The organism is Kribbella sp. NPDC003505, from assembly GCF_040610875.1.
Taxonomy (GTDB): Bacteria; Actinomycetota; Actinomycetes; order Propionibacteriales; family Kribbellaceae; genus Kribbella.
On sequence record NZ_JBEXNA010000006.1, the window covers coordinates 295,093 to 317,168 of the forward strand.

The following is a 22,076-nucleotide window of genomic DNA, read 5'->3' on the forward strand; positions in this document are numbered from 1 at the left end:
GTCAGCCTCCCAGTTCCGCGAGGTCCAGCCCGGCGAGGGCGGGATGCAGCCGGAGCTTCTCGAGCGCGCGCATCGTCTGGCTCTTCACGGTCCCGGGCCGGCAGCCCAGGACCTCGGCGGTCTCGTCGACGGACAGGTCGTCGAAGTACCGCAGCACGACGCACGCCCGCTGCCGGTCGGGGAGCTCGGCGAGCGCCTGCGTGATCACCAGCCGGTGCTCGGCCCGCCCGACGTGATCGGCCGGATCCGCCTCGGCCGCGAAGTAGGTGTCACCGCCGACGAGTTCGGTGCTGGACCGGCGGCGGAGCGCGTCGAGCGTCGTCGAGACGACGACCTTGCGCGCGTACGCCACGACCCCGCCCTTGCGGATCTTCGGCCACCGCCGGTACAGCCGCAGCAACGCCTCCTGGGTCGCGTCCTCCGCCCGCCGCCGGTCACCGCAGAGCAGGTACGCCGTGCGCCACATGGCGTTGGCGTGATGGGTCACGAAGGCGGTGTAGTCGCCCTCTGTGTCGCTGTCCAACCCGGCCTCCTCATCTCGCGCTGCGCAATGAACGCGCCGGCGCGGGATTCGGTTGCATCAGCGGTTCGTGACCTCGAAGGCGACGATCGCGGCGGCGACCGCGACGTTCAGCGACTCGACGCCGGCGTGCAGCGGAATCTGCAGGTCGGAGTCGGTGGACACCGTGACGCCGTTGGTCTCGCCGCCGAGCACGTACACCGCGCGCGGCGCCAGCTCGGCCTTGAACAGCGAGTCCTGCGACCGCGCCGACAACCCGTACACGCGGTACCCGGCGGTCCGCAGTACGTCGACCGCGGCCTTCGCCGTCGATGTGTTCACGATCGGCGCCTGGAACGCGACGCCGGCCGACGCCTTGATGACGAGCGGCCCGACATGCGGCGTACCGGCCCGGGGAAGGATCACCCCGTCGAACCCGGCGCCGGTCGCGGTCCGCAGGATCATGCCGACGTTTCCGGGATTGGTCACGCCGTCGAGCAGGAAAACGTTGGTCGGCCGTTTTCCGCGGGCCCGCACGAACTCCTCCAGCGGCGTCATCCGCGGCGCGTCCACGTCCGCGACCACGCCCTGGTCGTGCTTGCCGTTGCCGGCCAGCCACTTCACCCGGCTGGCGGTCGCCCGCTCGACCGGCGTTCCGTACTTCTCCGCCGCCCGCAGGATCTCCTGCATGGAGTGTCCGGTCGCGTTGTCCGCGAGGACCACCTTCGCGACCGAGAGCTTCGGGTCGTGCAACGCCTCCAGGACAGGCTTGCGCCCGTACACCGTGATCCACCTGTCCCGCGGCGACTTCTTCGAATCCACCCGCCTACCGTAGCGCCGGGTTGGTCGCCTTCCCGTCCAGCCAGAGCATGTTGCTCGGGTCGCCGTGCGGACCCGGGCGCCCGACGTGCTTGTCGCTGATCTGCGGCCCGTTCTTGATCACGTGCACCAGCGCCATCCCGTGACCGCGGCCGAGTTCGTAGTCGGTCTTCAGCCAGTCGAGGATGGTCCCGGCCTTCACCTGCGGCGCGTCGTACCCGTGGCTCTTCGCCTCGTCGACCAGCTCCCGCGGGGTCTTTCCGGTCTTCTCCTCGATCTTGTCCAAGTACGCCTGGAACGACATGGTTTCCTCCTGAGTGGTCGTCGTACACCAGAGCGTCGAACGAGCCGGCCCGGAATCGACACGGCAGTTTTGCTGGATGTCTGCAGGTCCTCCTAGCTACGGATCAGCTCGTCGCGGACCCGCAGTACCGCGTTCGCCGAGCGATCGATGTCGGACGGGCCGGTCGTCCAGTTGGTCACGGAGATCCGCATGGCGGCGCGGCCGTGCCAGGTGGTACCCGACATCCAGCAAGTACCTTCTTGCTGCACCTTCGTCACCACCTGCCTGGTGAGCTCGTCGTCGCCGAACCGCACCAGGACCTGGTTGAGTACGACGTCGTTGAGCACCTCGACGTCGCCCGCGGCAAGTGTCTCGGCGAACCGTTGTGCCATCGCATGACACCGGTCGACGATGTCCGCGATCCCGGACCGCCCGAGCGCCCGGATCGCGGCGTACACCGGGATGCCCCGGGCCCGCCGCGAGAACTCCGGGTTGAAGTCGAGCGAGTCCCGCTCGCCGTTCTCGTCCTGGATCAGGTAGGCGGCGCGGATCGACATCGCCGCCCGGTGCGGCTCGGGATGGGCGCAGAGGACGAGCCCGGAGTCGTACGGCACGTTGAGCCACTTGTGCGCGTCGGACGCCCACGAGTCGGCCAGCTCGATCCCTTCGAGGAGCGGGCTCAGCTGCTCGCTGACCGCGGCCCAGAGACCGAACGCGCCGTCGACGTGGACCCAGGCCTCATGCTCATGTGCTCTCGCACAGATCTCCGGGAGCCGGTCGATCGCTCCGGTGTTCACGTTGCCGACCTGTGCGCACACGATCTGCGGCACGTCGTCGGTGAGGGCTTGATCGAGCGCATCGACGCGCATCCGGCCCTGGTCGTCCACCGCGATCGGAACGATGCAGTTCGTCCCCAGCCCGAGGAAGCGCAGCGCCCGGTCGATCGTGTCGTGCCGTTCCGCCCCGGCCAGTACCCGGATCGGCGGCGCGCCGACCAGCCCGTCCCGTTCGACGTCCCATCCGGCTCTGCGCAGTACCTCGTGGCGCGCGGCCGCCAATCCGGTGAAGTTCGCCATCTGCGCCCCGGTCACGAAGCCCACCGACGTACTCCTCGGCAGTCCGAAGAGTTCGACCAGCCAGGCGGCCGCGACCTCCTCGACCACCGCGGCGGCCGGCGAGGCGGCGTACAGACCCGCGTTCTGGTCCCACGTCGTCGTCAACCAGTCGGCGGCGAGCGACGCCGGCGTGGCGCCACCGAACACGAACCCGAAGAACCGTCCGCTACCGCTCGGCAACAGTCCGTTCTCGACCCCCTCCGCCAGTCGCGCGACCACCTTCCGCGGATCCGTCGGCCCGGCCGGCAGCGGCCCGCCGAGCGCTTCCCGGAGCTCGCCGGCAGTCGCGCGCGGGCCGACCCTGCGCTCCGGTAGCCCGTCCAAGTACGCCGTCGCCCGCTCATAGGCCTCCGTGAGCGGTCCCTCCCAATCGACCATGTCTCCTTTGTACGCTTCGGCCATGCACAACAGGAGCCGGTGGTCCGCGATCGTCGGCTACTCCCTGGTCGGCGCGGCGACCCAGCTCGTCTGGCTCAACTTCGCGGGCGTCACCACCGTGGCGGCCGCGCGGTACGGCGTGTCCGAGAGCGCGATCGGCTGGCTCGCCCAGGTCTTCCCGCTGCTGTACGTCGTCCTCGCGATCCCGTGCGGCCTCGCTCTCGACCGCTGGTTCCGGTCCGCGCTGCTCGCGGGCGCCGTACTCACCGCCGTCGGCGCCGCGGTGCGGCTGATCGGCGACGACTTCGGTTGGCTGCTCGCCGGCCAGATCCTCGCCTCGATCGCCCAGCCCCTGGTCCTGAACGCCGTCACCGGCATCACCGGCCGCTACCTGACCGAAAAGGACCGCCCCACCGGCATCGCGATCGGCACCGCCAGCATCTTCGCCGGCATGGTCATCGCCTTCCTCCTGTCAGCGATCTTCACCACCGCAGCCTCCCTCCCCACGATGCTGGTGCTCACCGCCATCTTCTGCATCGCATCGGCCCTCGTCCTCGCCGCAGCCCTCCGCTCGAAGGCCCCCTTCGACCCCGCCTCGCCACACACCGACCCCGCCGCGCTCAGCACACCCTCCACCGCCTCGCCCACCGGCCCCGCGGCGGCCGCCGGACACGCTGTGACCGCCGGCTCGCCGGCCACACCCGGCGAGCTGCCGCATCGCCACGTTCGGGGTGCGCTCGCCACCTCCTGGGGTGACCCGCTGATCCGCCGGCTGTGCGTCCTCGCGCTCTTCCCCTTCGGCGTGTTCGTTGCCATGAGCACCTTCGCCCAGGCACTCCTGCAGCCGGCCGGCGTGAGCGGCGGCACCGCGAGCACGATCCTCCTGGTGCAGGTCGTCGCCGGTGTCCTCGGCAGCGCCACGATCCCGATCCTCGTCGCCCGGCACCGCGCCGAATCCACCCTCCTCGTCGTCAGCCTGACCGCCACCGCCGCCGCCTGCGTCCTGCTCGCCGTCGCCCCGGGCGTCATCACCGGCTTCGTCGCGATCACGCTGATCGGCCTGCTGCTCCTCCCGGCGCTCCCGATCGTGCTCGAGCTCGTCGAGCGCCGCACCGGCGAAGCCGAAGGCACCGCCGCCGGCCTGATCTGGATGGCCGGCAACCTCGGCGGCCTGATCGTCGCCGTGATCGTCGGCCTGCTCGTCGGCCACCCGTCAGCCGCATTCCTGGTGATGGCCGCGATCGCCCTCATCGCGGTCCCCGGGGCTCGCTCCCTGCGTCGCCCGATCGCCGCCTTGCGATCGCAGTCACAGCCGTAGCGACCAATCCACCCGCGCCCGCGGCAACGAACGTCGTACGGGCGTCGGTGTGCTGCAGGAGCAGACCACCCCCGACGTACGAGATCCCGGCCGCCAGCCCGATCGCGCCGTACAGGTTCCCGAACACGCGACTCAGCAGCTGCGGCGGTACGACGCGCTGCAGGTGGGTGTTGACCCCGACGTCGATGCCCGCGATCCCGAGCCCGCGAATCACCTGCAACGCGAGCGCCGCCCAGATCGCCCACGCGAGACCGGTGAGCAGATTGCCGGCGCTGCTCACCGCGAACCCGAGCAGCATCAGGACGGGCATCTTGAACCGAATGGCGTACCGCGCCAGGATCGCGAACCCGAGAATCAGCCCGATCCCCACTCCGGCGTACAACGTTGCCGCCGCCGAGTCACTCCCGTGCAACTCGTCCTTCGCGAGGAACACCATCGCGACGTCGTCCACCCCGTTGAACGCAACGACCGCGAAGAACCCGATCCCGATCACGCGGACGGCCCGGGTCCGGACGATGTACCCCAACCCGTCCCGCGCATCCTTCAGCAGGCTGTGCCCCGACCGCTCCACCTGGATCCTCGGCAACCGGCTCAGCAGCGCCGCCGACACGAAGAACGTCGCGGCGTCGATGTACAGGATCCCGCGGACGTCGGTGACCAGGAACAACCCTGCCGCGATCAGCGGCCCGACCGCCTCCAACCCGTTCGTTCCCGCACCCAACGCCGAGTTCGCCGCCTCCAACTGATCGTCCCGCACCAACCGCGGCATCGCACTCCGCGAGCCGGCCAGAAACACCTGCGCCGTGACACCCCGCACCGCCACCAGCACAAGCAACACCGGCAATGGCGGCAAACTCACTGCCATGACGACCGTCAAAACCCCCTGGACGACGTCACAAACCACCATCACCCGCTTGAGATCGAACCGATCCCCGACCGCCCCCGCCACCGCCCCGAACAACCCCGGCACAAAGTCCCCCGCCAACAGCAGCAACGCCACCGCCAGCGCCGCCCCCGTCGCCCGCTGCACATACAACAGCAACGCCACCAGCCCCAACGAGTCCCCGAGCACCGACACCACCCGAGCACCCCAAAGCCCCCGAAACCCACCCGACCCCCGCAGCACACCCCACACAATCCACTACTATGTACCGACACCACGCCGGTGTGGCGCAATTGGCAGCGCACCGCTCTTGTAAAGCGGTGGTTAGGGGTTCGAGTCCCCTCACCGGCTCTCACCAGAAGTACAACCCCACGCGCGAGCTGGCGGTGACGTCGCGCGGGTTAGCGGAGTCGGCGTTGGCGGGCGCGTTGGCGCCAGTCATCGGTGTGATCGTGGGCGCCTCGGCCGATGCGTGTGGTGAGGTCGCCGATCAGGGGTTGGGCGGACAGGCGGAAAGTCTCTCTTGTGCCGAAATGAGCCATGAAGGCGTGCGGCTCGGTGCGTAGGTGGCTGCACAGGTCGATGACTTGTTTCTCGGCCCTGGCGACCTTGTCGAAGCGCGCCTCGACGACCTGTACGACGCCGGCGCCGAGTCGTAGATGCCCGTCCAGGCGGTCGAGTCCTGGCGCGGTGAGTCCGATCTTGAGGAAGCGGCGCCCGCGGGCCTGGAATCGCACCAGGTACAGCAGGGCGGGAGCAGCAGGGTCTCGTCCGGGCGATCGTCTCCAGGGTTCGCCGCCGCAGTAGTAGCAGAGGGGCGGTGCGCCCTGGCCCGTCTTCGGGTCGGTTCGGCGGAACTGCCAAGCCGGGACGATCGCGCCGCAGTCGTCATGTCGGTACCAGACAGACGACGCGTACTCGGCTCGCCCACCGGTATTGAGTAGGTGGTGGCGTGCGTAGGCGACGTGCTGGAAGCCCGCGGCTGCTTCCTCTACACGACGCTGAGTCAGCAGGCCGGCCAGGAAGCGGTCGACAGGAATCTCGTGAATGTCACACTCGAAGCACGGCCGTCGTTCGCCGCGGTGCACCATGACACGATCGCCGCAGACTGTGCAGGTCAGCAGATCGACCGGAAATCCGTCGACCTGGCGGGCTCGGATGCCGCGCGTGCAGGTTCGGCAGTACGACCTGCAGGGATCGATGCGGCGGCAGCAGGCGACCGGCGGTACGCCGCGCCCGCAACCGGGGCACGTCGGCAGCTGTCCCTCGGCCACTGTGCTCCTTTCTGACTGCTACGGGTGCGAGGTCATCCTCGTCCGGTGAGTTGCCTTGTCCCCGCCATCGCCTGGGCGAGAGTCTCCGAGCTCTGGAGTTGGTCGAGCAGGACCCGCAGTCTGGAGGCTCGATAGGAAGCACCGTTCATGATCGGCTCGCACGGCGGGAGCCGCGGGCCGAGTTCGTACACGGCGTGTGGGCGGACGGTGTCTTCGGTCGCTGGGATGTCCGGCCACCGGTCCAGGAGGCTCGGCACGACGTCCGCCTTGACCACACGGTGGATGCGATGAACGGCACCCTGCCACCGGAAGGCCATGAAGTTGGGCGGCTCGGTCGGCCACCCGCCGATGCCGTACGGGTGGAAGTACCGCAGATCCTCTGCTACGTACTGGCTGAAGGCCGCGCTCGAGGCGGCGACTCTCGTCGACCATGTCGAGTACGTCGCGCCATGGCAAGTGCAGCACCGGAACGCCATCCACCCGGGTTGGAAGGCGGGCGGCTGCCAGCGCGTGGCTTGCCTGTGAGAGCGTGACGAGCGCGCCGCCTCCCCGTGCCGAGATCCCTGGCGCATAACTGGCCAGCTGCTCGAACGACGGTAACAGCCAGCCGCGTCGCCGGCCAGACCTGCGCGAGCAGTGCCTTCATCAAGGCCGGCGAGCGGGAGAGCGTGAATCCGAGCGCGGCGGTCAGATCGTTCTCGTCGCGGCCGAGGAGATCGAACACCGCGGCGACCGGGGATCCATGCCGAGTCAGGTCAACCATCTGGTGTGCCTTCAGGTCTTGTCCGGAGCTTGACCGTGGAACTGGGTGGTGGGGAAGCGGGTCGAGGAACTGGTCAGTTTGCGGGAGGCGGCGTCGGCGAGGTCGATGTTCAGGATGTCGGCGAGGCGGACGAGGTAGATCAGGACGTCGGCCAGTTCTTCGCCGGCCCGGGTGTGGAGGGGATCCTCGTGGGCGCGGGTGGCTGCGGTGTCCGCGGGGAGCCACTGGAAGAGTTTGGAGAGTTCGCCGACCTCGCCGACGAGGGCGAGGATCAGGGACTTGGGGTCGTGGAACTTGGCCCAGTCGCGTTCCTCGGTGAAGACCCGGATGCGGTCTCGGAGCTCGATCAGATCGGACACGCCGCGAGCATGACACGGATCGTGGTGCTTCTGCTCAGTAGGTAAAGTCGGGGGCACGGCCCGACGGGCTTCCGCTGAGCGACAGCGTTCGCAGGACATGCCCCCACCCGCACGACCTTGATTCGTGCTGCCTGGGGACTCACTCGTGACGCTGTTCCGCCAATCCGGTGCCGGGTTCGTGATGCTGACGCTTGAGCAGCAGTTCGCCTTGAGGATCGCTGAGCAGATGCACTTCCATACCGGTCGTCGGGCGGGGCCGGCAGAGGTCAGGTCGTGGGAGCGGAGTCTGCCGGTGCTGGCTCAGGACCTCGAGCAGGCCGAGCTCAGCAAGGTCGAGGTGCTGGTCGAACACCACCTCCCGCTGACGTCGAAGCGCGCCGATGTCGTGCTCGCGGGTCGTCACCCGCGGACGGGTGGACCGTCGTACGTCGTCGTCGAACTCAAGCAGTGGAGCCGGGCGGCCGCCTGGGACGAGGACCGGGAGCTCGTCCTGATCGACGGGTACCCAAACGCGCCGCGTCTGCACCCGGTCGCGCAGGTGCGGGGGTACTGCGAGTACCTGGCCGACTTTGCGAAGTTCCTCGACGGTCAGCCGGACGCTGTCGCGGGTGCGGCGTATCTGCACAACGCGATGGCCGAAGCAGACGTCCGAGACCTCTACGGCTACCCACAGGACAGGAAGAAGCAGCTCTTCACCGGCGCACGTCGTGGCGAGTTCATCGAATTCCTTCGCGATCGGCTCGACCCGGACGTTCCAGGGAGCCCGTACGCCGATCAGCTGATCAACTCCGCGTCGCACCGTCGAAGCAGTTGCTCGCGGTCGCCGCGGACGAGGTCCAGCGCAGGGAGCAATTCGTCCTGGTCGCCGGACAGAAGCTTGCGCACTCGATCGTGCTGCACGAGGTCGAACGCGCGCGGCGCCGTGACAGCAAGTCGGTCGTCATCGTCACGGGCGGGCCGGGGAGCGGCAAGAGCGTGATCGCGTTGTCCCTGCTCGGTGATCTGGCCCGACGCGGACGGAGCGTCCTCCATGCGACCGGCTCACGCTCGTTCACGCAGACGCTCCGCAAGGTCGCCGGTGAACGGCAGCCGCGGGTGCAGCGGATGTTCAAGTACTTCAACCAGTTCATGGAAGCGGAGCCCAACGACCTGGATGTGCTGATCCTCGACGAAGCTCACCGCATCCGGGAAACCTCTGTCGACCGCTACACCAAGGCGGCGCTCCGCACTGGGCGACCGCAGGTCGACGAGCTGATCGCGGCTGCGCGGGTTCCGGTGTTTCTGCTCGATCAGAACCAGGTCGTGAAACCAGGCGAGCTCGGGACACCCGAGGAGATCACGAGGTACGCCGCCGCGCTGGGCTTCGACGTACATCAGGTCGACCTCGATGCCCAGTTCCGGTGTGGTGGTAGCGAGGAGTACGTGCAATGGGTCCAACGGCTGCTCGGCCTCGCGAAGGATGGACCGACACAGTGGCCGGGCGATCCAGCGTTCGAGGTCCGAGTTGCCAACAGCCCTCAGGCTATGGAGGCGTTGCTTCAGGACAAGATCGCGGCCGGGTACGGGGCACGTATCTCAGCGGGCTATTGCTGGCCCTGGAGTGACGCGCGTTCCGACAAGACGTTGGTAGAGGACGTCCGGATCGGGGACTGGGCTCGTCCTTGGAACGTCAAGGGTGATCGTAAAGCCGGGGACGCGCCGCCCGCGCCGCCCGCGCCGCTCTGGGCCACCGATTCGAACGGCTTCGGTCAGGTCGGCTGTATCTATACGGCTCAAGGGTTCGAGTACGACTGGAGTGGTGTCATTCTCGGGCCGGATCTTGTCTGGCGGGACGGGCGGTTCGTCGCGGTGCGCGACGCCAATAAGGATCCGGCCTTCAAGAACCGGAAGACGACCGATGACGTGACCTTCGATCGCCTCGTTCGCAATACCTACAAGGTTCTCCTGACCCGCGGCATGTCGGGGACGGTGCTTTACTCGCCGGACCCGGAGACCCGTGATGCTCTCCACGAGCTGGTTTCAGTGCATGTATAGGCCGCCGTCCACATTCAGAGTGTGGCCGGAGATGTAGCCGGCGTCTTCTGACATCAGGAAGGCGATGGCGGAGGCTACGTCGTGAGGGTCGCCGATTCGGTTGACCAGGAGGTCGGCGGCCATGGTTGTGCGGCGGTCGGGGGTTAGGGGGCCGCCCATGATGTCGGTGTCGATGGGGCCGGGGGCGACCGCGTTGACGGTGATGCCGTGCGGGCCCAGCTCTCGGGCCAGGGCTCGGGTCAGGCCTATTACGCCGGCTTTGGCTACGGAATAAGGGGTTTTGCTGTAGGTGCCGCCGCCTCGTTGGGCTGAGGTGGAGGAGATGCTGACGATGCGGCCGTAGCCGTGGGTGACCATGCTCTCGGCGACTCGGCGGGTGACGTAGTGGACGCCGTTGAGGTTGATGTTGATGACTCGGTGCCACTCGGCGGAGGGGAGTTCGAGGTAGGGGACGGGGGAGCTGACGCCGGCGATGTTGGCAAGGGCGGCCAGGGGTGGGAGGGTGGATTCGAGGTCGTCGATCGCGGTGCGTACGGCGGTTTCGTCGGAGACGTCGGCGGTGGCGGCGAAGGCCTTTACGTTGTGGGTGGCAACGATTTCCGCGGCCAGGTCGTCGCAGGGCTCGATGTCGAGGAGGCCGATGTTCCAGCCCTGGGAGGCGAGCAACAGGGCGGTGGTGCGGCCGATGCCGCGGGGTGAGGCTGCGCCGGTGACGATCGCGGTGCGGTTCACTTGGCGGCTCCGTAGTCCTGGCCCGGCTTCCAGTCGCTGAAGACATAGTCGGATTCGGAGACCTTGGCCCCGGCGGCCTTGGCCTTCTGCAGGGCCTGGGCACGGTCGGCGGTGGTCGCGTCGCTGAGCTTCTTCAGCTCGGCCTTGAGGTCCTTGATCGATCCGCCCAGGTAGCCCTGGACGATGTTGCCGACGTGCGGCGTCACGGGCTTGCGCAGTGCGTCGACACGAGCGATGGCGGGGTTCTTCACGATCGCCTGGGGCATCAGGAACACGTTTTCCTTGCAGAACTCGACGCCCTTCTTGTAGGCGTCGACGGCCTTCGAGGAGGCGACGAGGTCGAGGTTCAGCGGCGGCTGGTCCATCGCCTCGATCATGCCGGTCTGGTATTCGTCGGACATGAAGGAGGCGATCAGCTTCCCGGCCGCGTCCGGGTTCTTGCTGTCCGCGGAGACGAAGTACGTCGAGGACGGCCGGCCCCGGTAGCACCAGGGGTTCATGCCGGACGTCGGCGTCAGAATGCGCCCGGAAGCAAGCTTGTCGACGATCGTCGGCGCCAGCGCCTTCGACCCGCCGGCGCACCAGATCCCGTCGATGAACGTCCCGACCGCGCCGGACGCGTACCGGGTGCGGGCGTCGACGACACCGAAGTTGTTCGACCCGGGCATGATCAGCTTGTCGTCGTTCAGCTGCTTCAAGAACTCGATCACGCCCACATAGGTGTCGTGGTGGTAGGCGTATTCGCCGGTGTCGAACCGCAGCCCCTGGTACCCGGGGAAGCCCGCCGCCTGCGCCATGTCGTCGACCTGGTCGCGGATGCGGCCGCCGTCCGCGCCGATCGCCAGCGTGAGCGGCTGGATGCCGGACGACTTCAACTTGCCCAAGGCATCTTTGAAGGCGGCGTAGTCCGACGGCACGTTGCTCGGGTCGAGCCCGGCCTTGGACCAGTGGTCCTTGTTCACCCACACCAGCGTCGAGCTCTGCCGGAAGCTGAGCATCGGGAACCCGTAGAGCTTGCCGTCCAGCTGGGTGATGCCCTCGGTGAACGCGTCCTTCGGCAGCTTGGCCTTGATGTCGGCCGGGATCACCATCTCGTGGACCCACTTGCCGCTGATCAAAGCGGGCAACGGCAGGCCGATCACATTCGAGTAGACGTCCGGCATCTTGTTGGCCTGATGCGCCAACTGGAACGCCTGGGTCGCCTTGGACGCGTCGTAGTACGTGTGCGCGACGTTGGTCTTCAACGGCGAGGACTGAGACTTGGCCCAGCTGTCGTTGAGATGCTTGAACGAGCTGAAGTGGTCCCACCAGTCCAGGGTTCCGGTGGCGCCGGCGTTCGCGCTTCCGCTCTGGGCGCTCGAGTTGCTGCTGCATCCGGTCGCGGCTCCGGCGACGGCCAGTACCGAGGCGCCGAGCAGGCTGCGACGTGTCAAACCAGGCATGTTTCCGCTCCTCACGAGTTACGACTTGACTGCTCCGGAGATTCCCTCGACGAAGTAGCGCTGCAGGAAGATGAAGAGGACCACCACCGGGACGATCGAGATCACGCCGGCCGCGGCCATACCGGACCAGTCGGTGGCGGTCTCGCCGACGAACGCCTGCATGCCGACGCTCACGGTCCGCAGGTCGGGCCGGCTGAAGGTGAACACCAGCGGCAGGAAGAAGGCGTTCCAGGTGGTGATGAAGGTGAGTACGGCGACCGTCGCCGTGACCGGCATCGCCAGCGGCAGCATCACCGAGAAGAACGTCCGGACGAACCCGGCGCCGTCGACGACAGCGGCCTCCTCGAGCTCTCGCGGAATCTGCCGGAAATAGCCGTAGTAGATGAGGATCGCCGACACGTACGCCCCGCCGCTGAGGGCCAGGATCATCCCGCCGAGTGAGTCGATCAGGCCGAGCTGCATCGAGATCTTGACCACCGGGATGATCGTGTAGCCGGTCGGTACGAACAGCGTCGCGACGAGGACGCCGAGGAAGATCTTGGACCCGCGGAACGTGTAGCGGGCCAGGACGTACCCGGCCGTCGCGCAGCGGATCGTGACGAGGACGACGGTGATCAGCGTGACCACGACGGTGTTGATCAGGTACCGGCCGAAGTGCGCGTCGTTCCAGGCCCGCGCGTAGTTGTCCCAGACGAACTTCGAGGGCCAGAGCTTGAGGCCGCCGGTGAACATCTCCATGTTGTCCTTGAGCGACGCCGACAGCATCCACAGGAACGGGAAGATCCACAGCACCGCAATGCCCACCAGGCAGATCGCGGCGGTCCACCACGGCAGCCGGCGCAGCATCCGCCGGTGCCGGTCCGTGCGTTCGACGACAGCGGTCATCGCTGCTCTCCTCTCAGCCGGCGGCCGGCGTACACGCCCCACAGCTGCAGAGCGCCGACGACCGCGACCAGCAGCCCGAAGAACACCGCGGCCGCGGACGCCTGCCCGAGCTGCGGGATCGACGCGCCGAAGGCCCAGCGGTAGATGTAGATCTCGATGATCTCGGTGTGGAAGTACGGCCCGCCGCCGGTCAGCGTGTACATCAGGTCGAAGTTGTGGAACGTCTCCTCGACCGTCAGCACGGTGATGATGATCAGGAACGGCCGCAGCATCGGCACGGTGATGTGCCGGAAGACCTGCCCCGGGCCGGCCCCGTCGATCCGGGCCGCCTCGTACAACTCGTACGGGATGGTCTGCAGCGCGGCCAGCCAGTAGATCATCGTGACGCCGAAGAACTTCCAGATGTACAGGACCGCGGCCGTCGGCAGCGCCAGGTGCTGATTGCCGAGGAAGTCGATGCCGCCCACGCCCACCTTGGTCAGGATGGAGTTCACCGGTCCGCTGGACGGATCCAGGACGAAACGCATCACCACGCCGATGATCGCCGTCGTGGTCACCACCGGGATGAAGAAAGCGGACCGCAGGACGCCGATCAGCGGCAACTTGGGTGAGTTGAGGACGATCGCGAGCAACAGCGTCAGCAGCACCCGGGCCGGCACCACGAGCAGCATGAACAGCAACGTGACCTTGAACGAGTTCCAGAACAGCGGGTCCGCGAAGACCGTCCGGTAGTTGCTCAGGCCGACGAACTTCTGGTCGGCGTCGAACCCGTTCCACTCGACCAGCGAGTACCAGTAGCTCGCGATGATCGGGTAGATGGTGTAGATCCCGTACAGCACCGTGGTCGGCAGCAGGAAGATCCAGATCCAGGTGGTCTTCTTCCAGCCGGACCGCGGTCGGTCGAGGGCTGCGACGCGGCGGGTCTGCCGCCGGGTGAGTTGGACGGATCTGATCGACATGACCGGCCTACCTGATCTGGCTGATCGCGAAGGTGCGCGGGTCGCTGCCGAGCCGGTTCCCGTTCTCCAGCGCCGTGACGGCGGCAACCTCGTCGTCGCTCAACTCGAAGCCGTCGAGCGCGAAGTTGGCCCGGATCCGCTCGGGGTTCACCGACTTGGGGATGACGATGTGTCCGCGCTGCAGGTGCCAGCGGAGGATCGCCTGGGCCGGCGTCACCCGGTGAGCGTCGGCGATCGCCGCGAGCACGGGGTGATCGAGGTCGCCGCCCTGGCCGAGCGGCGAGTACGCCGTGATCGCGATCGACCGCTCGGCGCACAGCTCGGTCAGCTCGCGCTGCTGGTACGTCGGATGCAGCTCGATCTGGTTGACCGCCGGGACGATCTCGGACTCCTTGGCCAACCGGTCCAGGTGCTCGGGAAGGAAGTTGGACACCCCAATGGCTCGCACCCGTCCATCGGCGTAGATCCGCTCCAGAGCACGCCAACTGTCGACATAGCGATCCACAGTCGGGTTGGGCCAGTGCACGAGATACAGGTCGGCGTACTCCAGCCCGAGACGCTGCAGGGTTTCGTCGTACGCCGTCAGCGTCGACTCGTACCCGTGCTCGCCGTTGCGCAGCTTCGTCGTGACGAACAGCTCGTCGCGGGGCAGGCCGCTCGCCCGCACGGCGGCGCCCACGCCGGCCTCGTTGTTGTACGCCGCGGCCGTGTCGATGTGCCGGTAGCCGATCTCGATCGCCTGCTCGACGGCCGCCTGGGTGTCGCCCGGCGGCACCTGGAAGACGCCGAAGCCGCGCTGCGGAATCCGTACCCCGTTGTTGAGCGTGATCACGTCGTCGGCTCCAGGATCAGCAACGAGGCCGACGGCAACGGCAGCGCGACCTCCAGGGAGACGTCGCCGTCGACGGTGAGCGTCCGCTCACCTTCGAACTCCTCCAGCCCTTGCCGGCTGGTGATCGCGGCCAACTGCTCGGCGGTCGGGTCCTGAGGGGAGCCGAGCTTTTGCCAGACGGTGAACGCGTTGCTGTGATCGGCGTCGATCCGCAGATGCCGCAACCGGTACGACCCGGCCGGCAGATTCCGCACGGTGACGGTCGCGGAGGTCAGGGCCTCGCTGGTCTGCCACTGGTCGTCGATGTGACGCCAGATCAAGACAGCAACGCTTCCGTCCTCCGACCGCGAGGCGAGCGCGTCGACCTCCTCGCGCATGCTGCTGCCGTCGGTGCCCTCGAGTTCGCCGACCTGCCAGGCCGCGTCCGACGTCGCGCGCAGGCGGTCCCGGCCGAGCAGCGACAGCATGCGGTACGCGTTGAGGAACGGCTTCTCGACGCCGCCCGCGGTGAGGAACGAGCGGGTGCCCTCGAAGTAGCGTTCGGCCTCGAAGTAGAAGCTCCAGGACGTGGCGTAGGCGACCTGTGCCGTCTCCGTGGCGTTCAGGTCGAGGATCTTCTTCATCAGCTTCGCCTGGAAGACCGGGTAGTACTCGGTGTTCTGGAAGCTGTAGTTCCGGTTGTCGTAACGCCCGAAGTGCGCCGGTACGGCGGCGTCGCACTCGTCGACGATCACCGGCAGGTCGGCGTACCCGTCGTACGAGCCGATCAGCCGGTTGAACTCGCGCAGGTCGTACAGCATCTTCGTCGACGACGGGCTGAGCAGCTCGCCCGGCGCCTCGTCGAACGGCTTGTAGTCGCGGGTCGGGAAGTGGCAGCCCTTGGTGTGGTACGAGATGAAGTCCAGCGGCTCGCCCCGCCGCGACGTGTAGTCCAGGAAGCCGCGCAGGAAGTTGAGTCCGCCGCTGGTCACCGCGGGGCCGCCGACCTTGGCCTCGGGCAGCACGGTCCGGATCGCCTCGACGGTCGCGGTGTAGAGCTCGTTGTACTGGTCGAGCGTGCCGCGCCAGTAGAAGATGTCTGGCTCGTTCCACAGCTCCCAGAGCCAGGTCTTCACCTCTGCCTCGCCGTACCGGTCGATGCAGTGCCGGACGGTCGCACTGACCAGGCCGCCCCACTTCGCGTAGTCGCTCGGCGGGTATCCCCACGCGCCGGCCTCGTAGCTGGTGTACGCCGTCGGACTCGGTACGACGGTCAACTCGGCGGCCTCGGGCGGCAACAGCTCCCGCGGCGTGAAGCCGAGCTCCACCAGCAGGTGATGCCCGGCGCCGACGATCGCGTCGTACGCCTGGTCGAGGAGCGTGAAGTCGTAGTACGGATTGCCGTCGGCGTCCTCGTGGTAGACGTTGCCCGAGCTCCAGTGCGGGATGCCGAAACCGCTGCCGGAGCAGTACATGTAGTGCGGCCGGACGAAGTACCCGCCGCCGGAGAAGTCGGTGAAGGTCTGCAGCAGCCGCTTGCCGGTGGGCGTGTAGGTCCAGTTGAACTCGTCGTAGCCGAAGCTTTCCCAGACGCGGGCCAGCGGGCCCTGGACCTCGCCGGCGTCGACGTCGATCGCCGCCGCGGTGACGTGCGGCGCCGCGGGATCGCGGGGAGCGGCCGGCGGGAACGGGCCGAGTGCGGTGCGTCCGGTGTGAACCACGGTTTCGGTGGTCATCGTCGTCGTGACCTCTCTCTGCCCGGGGGGGACCGGGCTGCCTCACGGTCGGCCGACATCGGCGTCGGCGCGGTGCCGCTCTGCCTGGCTGGAGGTTCCGAGTCTGCTCTTGCACTTGATTTACTGTCAATGACTTACTGTTTACAATCTACAGAGAGACCTCAGTTGGGGTTAAGGTTCGATCCGTGGAGACTGCGTGGAGGAGGTGGTCGGCATGATGCCCGACGACGTCGTGTCGCTGCCGTCGCAGCGCGCGCTCGGTGATCTGGTGACCGACGTGCTCCGGGAGATGATCACCGGCGGCAAGTTCCAGCCCGGTCAGCATCTCAAGGAGACCGAGCTGGCCGAGGCGCTGAAGGTCAGCCGCGGGCCGATCCGGCAGGCGTTGGCCCGGCTCGAGGAAGAGGGCCACGTCGAGCTCCGGCGACATCGCGGCGCATTCGTCAGCACGCTGACCAAGACCGACGTCGAGGAGGTGCACACGCTGCGCGGCGCGATCGAGAGATTGGCCGCCGGCCGCGCCTGCACGCGGATGCAGGGCGCCGGGTTCGCCGAGATGGACGCCGTGCTGGAGCAGATGAAGAGCGTCGACACGAGGATCGCTCCGGAGGACGCCGTCCGGCTGGACCTCCAGTTCCACGACATCATCTACGCGTACTGCGACCACGGCCGGGTGCAGCGCGTGTGGGAATCGATCCGCGGGCAGGTCACGGTTTTCCTGCGGGCCCGGAACGCGAGTTTCCCGGATTTCCTCGAGGTCGGCTACAGCGAGCACAAGGAGCTCCGCGACGCCTTGGCCCTCGGCGATCCGCAGGCGGCCCAGGACGGCATCGACAAACACATCCTCGGTGCCTACGAGCGCCTGAAGCGCCTCAACCTGCCGGACCGCTGACCCGTGCACCCCAGGACGTGCTGAGCTAGGGGTGGGATTCGGGCCGGCGAGAGGGGTCGATGGTGGGTTTGGTCGAGGTGGCAGCCGCCGGCGGGGCCGCGGTGGTGGGCGCGATGGCGACCGATGCCTGGCGTGTCACGCGCGACGGCATCGCCAAGCTGTTCGGTCGGCGTGGTGAGCGGGACGCCGTCCTCGCGGAGCTCGAGGCGGACGCCAAGCAGCTCGCGGAGGCCGACGAGGACGGTCGCGAGCAGGTGCAGCAAGAGCTGATCGAGCGGTGGCGGCTCAGGCTCGACGAGTTGCTCGGCGCGGATCCGTCGGCCGCCGACGAGTTGCAGCGTGTCCTCGACGAGCCGAAGTACGTGCAGACCGTCGTTGCGCGCGACGGCGGGCGCGCGTTCGGCGTCCAGGGCGGGGATCTGCACTACCACGAGCACCGGCCGGCGACCGACGACGAGAGCTGATCGTGGATCGCCAGGTCGTCCGCGTCGAGAGCGGCGTCGGGTACGGCGTCGTCGGCGCGGATCTGCACGTGTTCGGCGACGGCGTGCCGCTGTATCTCCTGCTCAGCTGGGCGCCGGGCCCGGCGCCGGATCCGGACTGGCTGCGCGAGATGCCGAGCCGGATGCTCAACGCCCGGTTCGCGGTGTCGGAGTTCACCGGCCGCGTCGACGAGCTGGCCGAGCTGCATCGGTGGCGGCAGAGCAACCCTCGGATGGCGGTGCGCTGGTTGCACGGTCCGGCCGGGCAGGGGAAGTCGCGTCTGGCAGCGCGGTTCGCGGACGAGTCGCGTGCGGCAGGCTGGAAGGTCGTCGTCGCCGTACACGGTCCCGGTTCCGTGCTGCCCTCGGGCCGGCAGGAAGACCTGCGGCTCGACGGCGCTGCCGGGCTGCTGCTTGTGGTCGATTACGCCGACCGCTGGCCGCTGACCCATCTGACCTGGCTCTTCAGCAACGCCTTGCTGCACAGGCCTGGCGTGCCGGTGCGGGTGCTGCTGATCGGGCGCACGTTGGACAGCTGGCCGCCGGTGCGGGCGGCGCTAGTCGACTATCAGGCGGAGACGTCCGCACAGCTCCTGCCGCCGTTGAACGACGGGTCCCGGTCGGAGATGTTCCGGTCCGCGCGTGACGGGTACGCGACCGTCTACGAGATCGACGAGCCGGACTCCGTTGTCCTTCCACCCTTGGGTCACGACGATTTCGGTCTGCCCCTCGCACTGCACATGGCGGCGCTCGTTGCCGTGGACGCGCACGCGGGCGGACAGCGCGCGCCGACCGATGTCGCCGGCCTGACGTGCTACCTGCTGGATCGTGAGCACCTGCACTGGACGCGGCGGTACGGCGACCAGGCGCACCGCCTCGGACCGGCCGCATCGAACTACCGAACGCCGCCGGAAGTCATGAATCGCGCGGTGTTCACAGCCGCGCTCACCGGTTCCGTGCCGCCCGCGACCGGGACCGCGGTGCTGGACAAGCTGGACCTTTCGTTGCCGACGGCACAGATACTCGGCGACCACGCGGTCTGCTATCCGCCGGCGCCGGGAACCGTGCTGGAGCCGTTGTACCCGGACCGGCTGGCCGAGGATTTCCTGGCTTTGAGCCTGGCCGGTCATCAGGCCGGCTATCCCGCGCAGGACTGGTCGGACGACACCGCGATCGCCGTACTGGACAACACCCCGGACCCGTCGCGGGCCGTCATCTTTCTCGCGGCGGCCGCCGCGCGCTGGGCGCACGTGGGGCCCGATCACCTCTTCCCGATGCTGCTCGAGCGACCTCGTACGGCGGTGCTCGCGGGGAGTGCCGCACTGTCCGCGATCGCGGCGGTTCCCCAGCTCGGCCTGGAGGTCCTGGAGGCGATCGAACCGCAGCTGCCCGCGGAGTCCCAGCCTGATCTCGACGTCGGGATCGCCGACATCGCCCTACGGCTGACGGAATTGCGGCTTGCCGGCGCGGCGACCGACGCCGATCGGGTCCTGCTGTTGCTGGGGCTCGGCGCCAGGCTCGACAGCGCGGGGCGACACGGTGAAGCGCTGGATGCTGGCGAGCAAGCTGCTTCGCTGTGCGAACGTGTGGCCGCCGACGACCCGGCGAGCTACGAGCTGTTGCTGGCCGGTGCGCTCGGGAGTCTCACGCGGCCGTTGTCGCGGTTGGGGCGTCGTCGCGAGGCGCTGTCGGCGAGCGAGCGTACGGCAAGTTTGTTCCGTCGGCTGGCCGGCACGAGCCCGCACTTCGGTCCGCTGCTCGCCGAAGCGCTGACCAATCTCAGTATGAATCTCGCTGCCGCGGGTGAACGCGAGCGAGCACTCGCGACGGCGCAGGAGGCGGTCGCGCTGCACGACTCCGTTCCGGAGGATCTTGCGTTCGCGGTGGACAACCTGGGTAGCCGGTTGGCTGATGTCGGCCGGGCGGACGACGCGCTGGCCGCCGCGCGCCGCGCTGTCGACCTCAGCGATCCGGCGACCCATCGGCCTGACCTGGCCAGACGCTTGGGCAATCTGCATCTTCGTCTGATCGGCGTCGGCCGCTGGGACGAGGCTGCGATGGTCGCCGCGGACGTGGTCACACGGTGGCGGGAGCTCGCCGACGGGAACCCTTCGGCGTTCGAACCGGAGTTGGCGAAGAGTCTCAACCATCTCGGCGTCTGCCACCGCCAGCTCGGCGAGCCGGACGAAGCGGTGGTCGTCACGGCCGAATGCGTGGCGATCCTGCGGCGTCTCTGCGCGGCCAACCTGTCGGCCCACCAGGTCGAGCTGGCCGCCGCACTCGACCACCTCGGCGATCAGCTCGACCTGGTGGAACGCCCAGACGAAGCTCTCGCCGCCGGCCGGGAGGCCGTCGAGGTGTTCCGGCGGCTCGCCGCGGACAATCCGGCGCGGCACGACGTGGATCTGGCCAAGGCCCTCGACAATCTCGGCATCCGGCTGGCCGCCGTCGACCGGCCGTCGGAGGCACTCGGTGCGTGCGAGTCGGCCGTGGAGATCTTCGAGCAGCTGGCCGCGAACGACCCGGAGGTGTTCCGCGCAGATCTGGCGAGAGCCCTCTTCAATCTGGCCTTCCGGTACGCCGCCGTGGAGCGGGCGGACGAGGCACTCGACGCGATCGGCCGGTCGGTGGAACTGCGGCGGCGTTCCGCGCACGATGCCGATCTTGCGCGCTCGTTGTTCGGGTTCTCGGCGTTGTGCGTACGGCTCGGTGCAATGGATCGGTGGAGCGAGGCTCGGCGTGCTGTCGACGAGTCGGTCGTGCGCTATCGCCGTTTGGCCGCGCGGCAGCCGCGGGCGTTCAGCGGTCCGTTGATGGATGCGACGGACCTCAGCCAGGTGATCCGAGCGCTGTCCGGCCGGCGGTCGTTGTTCGGCCGCCGGCGCCGTTGAGGCCGGCAGCGTGTCTCTGCGCGGTCGGCGCGGACAAGGAACAATTGGCGGATGGGAATGTTCCGCGCAGTGGTACTGACCATCGACCGATCGACCGCCCTTCCGTTGATGTACGAGTACGACGTCAGCGGAGCGTGTTTCCGCAGCGTCGGGTTCGTCCGCGTCGGGGGCCGCATGGTGCCGGAGATCAGTCATCCGGCGCCGGACACGCCCGACGGCCGTGATTCCTTCCTGCTCACCGTGCTGACAACCCTGCTCATTCCGGAACGGCAGGCGCGCAAGATCGTGCGGAAGGCCCAGCACGAGCCGACCTGAGCGGTCTCCGACCAGGGTCGGACGCCGGGGTGGGGAGGGGTGGAGTCTTCAGCGGCCCGGTGCGACGATCGGGGGATGGAGGTCTTGCGGGTCGAGGAGTTGGCGGCGGTTCACCTAGGGCTGGCGGGCGAGAACGGCAGCGGGCGGAGTGCGACGACGTTGTACGGCCGGGCCGGGGCGCGCTTGCGGCAGACGCTGATCGCGTTGGACGCCGGCCAGACGCTGGGCGAGCATCAGAGTCCGGGCGACGCGTCGTTGATGTGTTTGGAGGGCGACGTGGTGCTTCGCGCGGGTGACGCCGAGGCCGAGTTGCGGACAGGAGATCTGGTGGCGGTGCCGCCGCAGCGCCACGACGTACACGCCCGGACCGCGTCGGTTCTGCTGCTGTCCGTCGCCTTGCACTGAGGCGCCCAGGGCCTGCGCGCATTCCGGCGCGGACCCGCCAGCGGTTGATGAAGTTCGCCGTCGGCTGCGGGTTGCGGAAACCCAGCACGACCACGGCCTCGGTGGCACCTGCGCTGTTTCCCACGAGCGTTCGGGACCAGCGCCAGTTCAACCACGCGCCCCACGCCAGCACCGCAGCCGCGGCGATCGCCAGTCCCGTCCTTCGCCGCATGCGCCGACTCTAGGCCACCGAGTCGACGTGGTGCTCCGTCCCGGCGAACGTGAAGGTGCCGCCCGCGTGCAGGTCCTTGATCGCGGCGTAGAGCGGCGCGCCGGTGGTCATGCCCTCGTACGTGACGCCGTCACAGTCGAACGGGGAGCTGACCACGCCGACGACGTAGTGGTCGCCGTCGAGGACGACGATCGCGCCCGGCCGGATCTCGCTGGTGGGCGCGAAGTCGATGGTTTCCGCGTTGGCCACGGTGCTGTGCTGGCGCTCCTCGACCTGCTCGTACAGGACGCCGAGATCGCCGGCCGCGGCCGCCTGCGACTGGTCGTCCACCGAGAACGACGAGTCGGGGTCGAGCCGCGCGGCCGAGTCCTCGCGCCCCACCGCCGTCCCCGTCGCCCGCTGCTGCGCCTCGAGATGCGCCAGCAGAGCGTCCTTGACCCTCAACTTCGCGTCGGCGTCCATCACACGTCCTCTCGTCGAGTACTGCTCAAGTGTCGCGCGGAACGCTGACGGATAGTTCCGGAACCAGTTCCGGAACCGGCCGGGGGTGTTCGCGGAGCGTTTCCGAACCTAGAGTCGGCCTGCTTGAA

23 protein-coding genes and 1 tRNA gene are annotated in these 22,076 nt (G+C 68.3%); 9 read left to right on the plus strand and 15 right to left on the minus strand.

The window, feature by feature from the left end:
- Position 1: 1 nt before the first annotated feature.
- The 4 genes from ABZX12_RS22630 to ABZX12_RS22645 all read right to left on the minus strand — a co-directional run bounded on the left by ABZX12_RS22630 (position 2) and on the right by ABZX12_RS22645 (position 3,094).
- Positions 2-523, minus strand: coding sequence for a SigE family RNA polymerase sigma factor (locus ABZX12_RS22630; protein WP_355695968.1), 522 nt, complete (start codon positions 521-523; stop codon positions 2-4).
- 57 nt (positions 524-580) lie between these two features.
- Positions 581-1,321, minus strand: a complete 741-nt coding sequence (locus ABZX12_RS22635; protein ID WP_355695970.1) for an RNA methyltransferase — start codon at positions 1,319-1,321, stop codon at positions 581-583.
- A 4-nt stretch (positions 1,322-1,325) separates the two neighbouring features.
- On the minus strand, positions 1,326-1,622 hold the full coding sequence (locus tag ABZX12_RS22640; protein WP_355695971.1) for a DUF4287 domain-containing protein: 297 nt from the start codon (positions 1,620-1,622) through the stop codon (positions 1,326-1,328).
- 92 nt (positions 1,623-1,714) lie between these two features.
- Positions 1,715-3,094, minus strand: coding sequence for an aminotransferase class V-fold PLP-dependent enzyme (locus tag ABZX12_RS22645; protein ID WP_355695973.1), 1,380 nt, complete (start codon positions 3,092-3,094; stop codon positions 1,715-1,717).
- 22 nt (positions 3,095-3,116) lie between these two features.
- Between ABZX12_RS22645 and ABZX12_RS22650 the strand changes: the two genes are divergently transcribed.
- On the plus strand, positions 3,117-4,412 hold the full coding sequence (locus ABZX12_RS22650; RefSeq protein ID WP_355695975.1) for an MFS transporter: 1,296 nt from the start codon (positions 3,117-3,119) through the stop codon (positions 4,410-4,412).
- Here the strand turns inward: ABZX12_RS22650 and ABZX12_RS22655 are convergent.
- Positions 4,342-5,547, minus strand: coding sequence for an MFS transporter (locus ABZX12_RS22655; protein ID WP_355695977.1), 1,206 nt, complete (start codon positions 5,545-5,547; stop codon positions 4,342-4,344). The two genes, ABZX12_RS22650 and ABZX12_RS22655, sit on opposite strands and share 71 nt — an antisense overlap.
- A 26-nt stretch (positions 5,548-5,573) precedes the next feature.
- Between ABZX12_RS22655 and ABZX12_RS22660 the strand changes: the two genes are divergently transcribed.
- Positions 5,574-5,646, plus strand: a tRNA-Thr gene (locus tag ABZX12_RS22660).
- Positions 5,647-5,696: 50 nt separating this feature from the next.
- Here ABZX12_RS22660 and ABZX12_RS22665 read toward each other — a convergent pair.
- Positions 5,697-6,386 (minus strand): hypothetical protein, encoded by a 690-nt coding sequence (locus tag ABZX12_RS22665; protein WP_355695979.1) that lies wholly within the window; start codon positions 6,384-6,386, stop codon positions 5,697-5,699.
- A 498-nt stretch (positions 6,387-6,884) separates the two neighbouring features.
- Here ABZX12_RS22665 and ABZX12_RS22670 point away from each other — a divergent pair, with 498 nt between their 5' ends.
- Positions 6,885-7,094: a hypothetical protein gene (locus tag ABZX12_RS22670; RefSeq protein ID WP_355695980.1), complete on the plus strand. Its 210-nt coding sequence runs from the start codon at positions 6,885-6,887 to the stop codon at positions 7,092-7,094.
- Positions 7,095-7,343: 249 nt separating this feature from the next.
- Here ABZX12_RS22670 and ABZX12_RS22675 read toward each other — a convergent pair whose 3' ends face one another.
- Together ABZX12_RS22675 and ABZX12_RS22680 are read right to left on the minus strand one after the other, a co-directional pair.
- Complete coding sequence (locus tag ABZX12_RS22675; protein WP_355695982.1) at positions 7,344-7,691, minus strand: nucleotide pyrophosphohydrolase; 348 nt, start codon at positions 7,689-7,691, stop codon at positions 7,344-7,346.
- A gap of 139 nt (positions 7,692-7,830) precedes the next feature.
- Complete coding sequence (locus ABZX12_RS22680) at positions 7,831-8,490, minus strand: hypothetical protein (protein ID WP_355695983.1); 660 nt, start codon at positions 8,488-8,490, stop codon at positions 7,831-7,833.
- A gap of 11 nt (positions 8,491-8,501) precedes the next feature.
- On the opposite strand from ABZX12_RS22680, the gene ABZX12_RS22685 reads away from it, so the two are divergent.
- Positions 8,502-9,725: a DUF2075 domain-containing protein gene (locus ABZX12_RS22685; RefSeq protein WP_355695985.1), complete on the plus strand. Its 1,224-nt coding sequence runs from the start codon at positions 8,502-8,504 to the stop codon at positions 9,723-9,725.
- Here ABZX12_RS22685 and ABZX12_RS22690 read toward each other — a convergent pair.
- Genes ABZX12_RS22690 through ABZX12_RS22715 form a run of 6 tightly spaced genes read right to left on the minus strand, consistent with a single transcriptional unit; the run spans position 9,711 to position 16,290 of the window.
- Positions 9,711-10,457, minus strand: a complete 747-nt coding sequence (locus ABZX12_RS22690; protein ID WP_355695986.1) for an SDR family NAD(P)-dependent oxidoreductase — start codon at positions 10,455-10,457, stop codon at positions 9,711-9,713. The two genes, ABZX12_RS22685 and ABZX12_RS22690, sit on opposite strands and share 15 nt — an antisense overlap.
- Positions 10,454-11,899, minus strand: coding sequence for an ABC transporter substrate-binding protein (locus ABZX12_RS22695; RefSeq protein WP_355695988.1), 1,446 nt, complete (start codon positions 11,897-11,899; stop codon positions 10,454-10,456). Before ABZX12_RS22695 ends, ABZX12_RS22690 begins: the two co-directional genes overlap by 4 nt.
- 18 nt (positions 11,900-11,917) lie before the next feature.
- Positions 11,918-12,784: a carbohydrate ABC transporter permease gene (locus tag ABZX12_RS22700; RefSeq protein WP_355695990.1), complete on the minus strand. Its 867-nt coding sequence runs from the start codon at positions 12,782-12,784 to the stop codon at positions 11,918-11,920.
- Complete coding sequence (locus ABZX12_RS22705) at positions 12,781-13,743, minus strand: sugar ABC transporter permease (protein ID WP_355695991.1); 963 nt, start codon at positions 13,741-13,743, stop codon at positions 12,781-12,783. Before ABZX12_RS22705 ends, ABZX12_RS22700 begins: the two co-directional genes overlap by 4 nt.
- A gap of 7 nt (positions 13,744-13,750) precedes the next feature.
- The gene (locus ABZX12_RS22710; RefSeq protein WP_355695993.1) at positions 13,751-14,575 is read right to left on the minus strand and encodes an aldo/keto reductase; all 825 of its coding nucleotides are present in this window, start codon (positions 14,573-14,575) and stop codon (positions 13,751-13,753) included.
- On the minus strand, positions 14,572-16,290 hold the full coding sequence (locus ABZX12_RS22715) for a glycoside hydrolase (RefSeq protein ID WP_355695995.1): 1,719 nt from the start codon (positions 16,288-16,290) through the stop codon (positions 14,572-14,574). Before ABZX12_RS22715 ends, ABZX12_RS22710 begins: the two co-directional genes overlap by 4 nt.
- A gap of 196 nt (positions 16,291-16,486) precedes the next feature.
- Here ABZX12_RS22715 and ABZX12_RS22720 point away from each other — a divergent pair, with 196 nt between their 5' ends.
- The 5 genes from ABZX12_RS22720 to ABZX12_RS22740 all read left to right on the plus strand — a co-directional run bounded on the left by ABZX12_RS22720 (position 16,487) and on the right by ABZX12_RS22740 (position 21,275).
- Entirely contained in the window at positions 16,487-17,182 is a 696-nt protein-coding gene (locus tag ABZX12_RS22720) for a GntR family transcriptional regulator (protein ID WP_355695996.1), read from the plus strand.
- A 59-nt stretch (positions 17,183-17,241) separates the two neighbouring features.
- A complete protein-coding gene (locus ABZX12_RS22725) occupies positions 17,242-17,646 on the plus strand; it encodes a hypothetical protein (protein ID WP_355695997.1) in 405 nt (134 codons plus the stop codon).
- Between the two features lie 2 nt (positions 17,647-17,648).
- The gene (locus ABZX12_RS22730) at positions 17,649-20,555 is read left to right on the plus strand and encodes a tetratricopeptide repeat protein (RefSeq protein ID WP_355695999.1); all 2,907 of its coding nucleotides are present in this window, start codon (positions 17,649-17,651) and stop codon (positions 20,553-20,555) included.
- A 51-nt stretch (positions 20,556-20,606) separates the two neighbouring features.
- Complete coding sequence (locus ABZX12_RS22735) at positions 20,607-20,870, plus strand: hypothetical protein (protein WP_355696000.1); 264 nt, start codon at positions 20,607-20,609, stop codon at positions 20,868-20,870.
- A gap of 75 nt (positions 20,871-20,945) precedes the next feature.
- Positions 20,946-21,275 carry a cupin domain-containing protein gene (locus ABZX12_RS22740; protein WP_355696001.1) on the plus strand — a complete coding sequence of 110 codons (330 nt, stop codon included), beginning with the start codon at positions 20,946-20,948 and terminating at the stop codon, positions 21,273-21,275.
- Between the two features lie 220 nt (positions 21,276-21,495).
- Here the strand turns inward: ABZX12_RS22740 and ABZX12_RS22745 are convergent, their stop codons facing one another.
- Positions 21,496-21,948: a hypothetical protein gene (locus ABZX12_RS22745; RefSeq protein WP_355696003.1), complete on the minus strand. Its 453-nt coding sequence runs from the start codon at positions 21,946-21,948 to the stop codon at positions 21,496-21,498.
- Positions 21,949-22,076: the final 128 nt, after the last annotated feature.